The 3,529-nt window shown below is 44.2% G+C and carries 3 protein-coding genes and 1 pseudogene; all 4 read right to left on the reverse strand.

Going from position 1 to position 3,529, the window contains the following annotated elements:
• Window positions 1-437, reverse strand: a pseudogene (locus ACEW9J_RS20690) (hypothetical protein); the annotation flags it as partial.
• Window positions 438-454: 17 nt separating this feature from the next.
• Window positions 455-2,005, reverse strand: coding sequence for a phytoene desaturase family protein (locus tag ACEW9J_RS20695; RefSeq protein WP_373546981.1), 1,551 nt, complete (start codon window positions 2,003-2,005; stop codon window positions 455-457).
• Window positions 2,006-2,071: 66 nt separating this feature from the next.
• Window positions 2,072-2,701: an NAD(P)-dependent oxidoreductase gene (locus tag ACEW9J_RS20700; RefSeq protein WP_373546982.1), complete on the reverse strand. Its 630-nt coding sequence runs from the start codon at window positions 2,699-2,701 to the stop codon at window positions 2,072-2,074.
• Window positions 2,698-3,529, reverse strand: an 832-nt coding sequence (locus tag ACEW9J_RS20705) for an alpha/beta fold hydrolase (protein WP_373546983.1), incomplete at its 5' end; no start/stop codon positions are given. The genes ACEW9J_RS20700 and ACEW9J_RS20705, both read right to left, overlap by 4 nt.

A 3,529-nucleotide genomic window follows, 5' to 3' on the forward strand; every position in this document is an offset into this window, starting at 1 on the left:
ATAGAGAGGGCAAAGAACCAGTCCCACGCGAGGATGTCTAACGTATATGCCACCGATGGCCATTTGAATGAGAGCAGCCAAGAAACGCTATTCGCTTCAAGCTGTCGGCTCACCGTCAGAATCGCGAAGTGGACACTGGAGGTGATACCTGCCATCAGGATTGTAAAAATCAGTGCTGTCAGACTGTATACCTTGGCATCAGGCGGCGCGTAGGCATGAACGACAACCATACTAACGACCATCAATGGTGCGATGAAGATGATGAGCAATTCCATCATCGAAAAGAATGGATCGCCGATCGCATCATCAGGCGATTTGAGGGAGCGAAATCCGAGAATTGTGGTGACAGCGTACACCGTACCCAGGCAGAATACAGCCCAAGCTGCGACTCTACCGATCGTGCGATGCTGAAGTGTGAAAGTTGAGTGGGACATCATTTTCTGCCTTATCATCTTTAAGTAAAAACGGGTGTTGTTGCCCTAAAAATTCGTTTATCTCCCCGACAGATTTGCTGAATAATATTGCGTCCTGACATGGCAACCACTGGTACACTTCCACCTGGTTCCACCCATTGCCCGATCGCATAAAAATTTCGCAGTTTAGGTAACGTTTTGGGTAAACCTTTAATCGATAACAGCAGGGTTTGTTTGGTCAGAAGCCAACCACAACTCGATCCTTGCCAGTTGCCCGTATAACGCTCGTAGGTGAGCGGTGTAGCCACATCTACAAACTCAATATCATTCTTAATGTCAGGATATAATCGCTCTAAAAGATCGATAAGAATTTGTGATTCTTGGATTTCCTCTGCATCGTAAATTGAACGACCATAAATGCGTTGCCAATAGTCATAATTAGTCGTCAATACCACCATCAGCACTGATTTTCCCTGTGGTGCTAAAGAAGGGTCGAAGCAATAGTGTTTGACCCCAATCTCATACCGCTTTTCTCCCGCAATTACGACAGGTTCATCGAGCAAATGAGTAGTCCAATGTGGTTCGGCAGATAGATCGCGATTTACGCCCAGTGATACCTGTAGTTGGGAATGAATCGGTAAATGTCCATCGTAATAACGTTGGATTTCGCGGGGGACATATTGCCGATCTAGTAAATCGAAAAGTGTATTGTGCCCATCACAGGCCGAAATTACTCGATCCGCATAGTATTCTTCATTGTTATATAACCGCACCCCAATCGCTTGATATTTCTCGATTAAAATCTTTTCTACTTGCGATTCATAGTGAATTGCACCGCCTAATTCTAGATATCGATCTGCGATTTTCTCAGCAAATTGGAGCGATCCACCTAGCGGAAAGCCAGCATTTTTGGTGTGCATATAAGCTAGTAAAGACATCCCCACCATCACAGGAATATCTTCCCAGCCAAACATCTGGGGAATGGCGCGGCGGAGAAAGGGATCTTGAAACCTCTTGGCAAACTCCGCTGCTGAAAGGTTTCCCCATCGTGATAGTGGGCAGATAAATGGCAACATTTTTCGCGCTAACTTTCCCCAGTCTCCCAGTTGCATTGATGCTTTGGGTTGCTGCTGAAGGAGTGACAGATCGAAGCGAGTAAAAGTGCGAATCCCCGCACAGAAATCGCTAATTAACCGCCGATCGTTGGCGTAGCCTCTCCCGTGGAGAATCGGTGATAGTTCTTTTAAATGCTGCTCCAATCGATCGGGATTACTGTAGACAATTAAAGTTTTCCCATTAGGTTCACTCACCCGCAGCAATTCATCGTGATGGACAAATTGTTGCTGCGGTACAACGCCAAGTTCTTCCCAAAGTTGGTAAAAAGGCTGTCCTCGTGCGGAGCCGAACAAATAGTGAATGCAACCATCAAACACAAATCCCTGTCGGTGCCATGCCGTACACAGTCCACCTGGTCGATCTTGCATCTCAAAGATCTGAGTTTGATACCCATTCATCTGAGCATAGCAACCTGCCGCTAACCCAGCAATTCCCGCCCCAATAATGATAATAGTGTCACTGCATTTACGCTTCATCTTGAAGATTTTTTAGATGTTTTTATAACTTGGAAAATCGATCGCCAGGTTAGAATGTCGAGCTAACTAGTATGTTACTAGTGGTGTTTTGCCAAAGCAGGTTGGCGATGCCAACTGCTTCAATATGAAGTCAGCAACATCGGTGCGCGAGATTTTCCCCGCCGTAACACCAGACAAGTTTTCGATAACCCGATATTTTCCAGTTCGGGGGCCATTAGTCAAAAATCCTGGACGAACGATCAGCCATTCCACATTACTAGCCTTGAGGATCGATTCCGCGCGATCCTTGTCTGCATAACTGGTTCCCAGCAACAGCGGATTGAGAATGCGATCGTAAAAAAAGCCACCATGACCCTTACTATCACCAGCACCAATGCCAGTAATTAGGATTAGTTTTTGGTTTGATTCCGTTCCGATTGCTGCAAGAATATTTTGAATTCCTCGCGAGAAGACATCGACAGGTTTTCTGGTCGGTGGAATGCCGATGCAAACGCAAATTGCCTCCTGTCCAGCAATTGCCGCAGCTACAGAGGATGGGTCAAGAATATCGCCTGTGATGACTTTCAATCCAGGGGTGCTGATATTCAACTTGGCGGGATCTCGCACTAAAACAGTGACTTCGTGACCTTCTTCAATGGCAGCTTTTGACAGCTCGGCACCGATGCCCCGCGATGCTCCAATAATTGCAATTTTCATATTAGACTTCCTACTTGAATTAATTGTTTGTACGAGTTTTCAATCCAAATTATTTTATGTTTTAGACTACTAAAAATAAGCGGGAAAGCACCGTTTGAGCTGCCGTATAACTCTCCACCATACTTTCCTAATAAGCGTCGTTGGGTCATTAGTTTTTTCTGCCCATCGCCAGTATAAGGCGGGTTTCCTATTTCAGTAAGAGTCCGAATCGTTTGTTCATCTTCCACTTTTGTCGCTTGTGCTAATGTCCAATCATAAGAAATTTGTTCGTTCTCCTGCATATTTACAATCTGACCAATTCCGATATAAGCATGATATAAATCTGGGTATTTTTGGATACTAAGTATCCCAATTAGACTTCCCCATGAGTGACCAACTAGAAATATTTTCTTTTGATTAAATCGATGACATAGCCATTGGGTTAATTCGCCAGTATCTAAGACAAACCGATCGATCTTCATGGAAGAATGAGGATTAATAGCTTGATAAGATTTGCCTGCCCCTCGCTGATCCCAAGTCACGACTATAAAGTGTTTCTCTAATTCATCCGTATATTTTCTTAAAAGACACATATTTGAAGTGCCAGGGCCACCAAGAAGAAAGAGAATGATAGGCTTTGTGGTATCTATGCCACGAATCAGAATCCATTGTTCTTGTCCTCCTAAGTTAACTTTTTCGAGTGAGGCAATGCTCCCAGAAACATCATGCCCTTGCGTATCTTTAATAGCCAAAGTAAAACCAGGAATTAGGCATAAGATAGCTAAGACTATTGCACCCAATAAAACGATCGTCAGAAAAAGCATCATAGCTTTATTTTTAGTGTTGATT

Origin of the sequence: Chamaesiphon sp., assembly GCF_041737865.1 — a bacterium.
Lineage (GTDB): Bacteria > Cyanobacteriota > Cyanobacteriia > Cyanobacteriales > Chamaesiphonaceae > Chamaesiphon.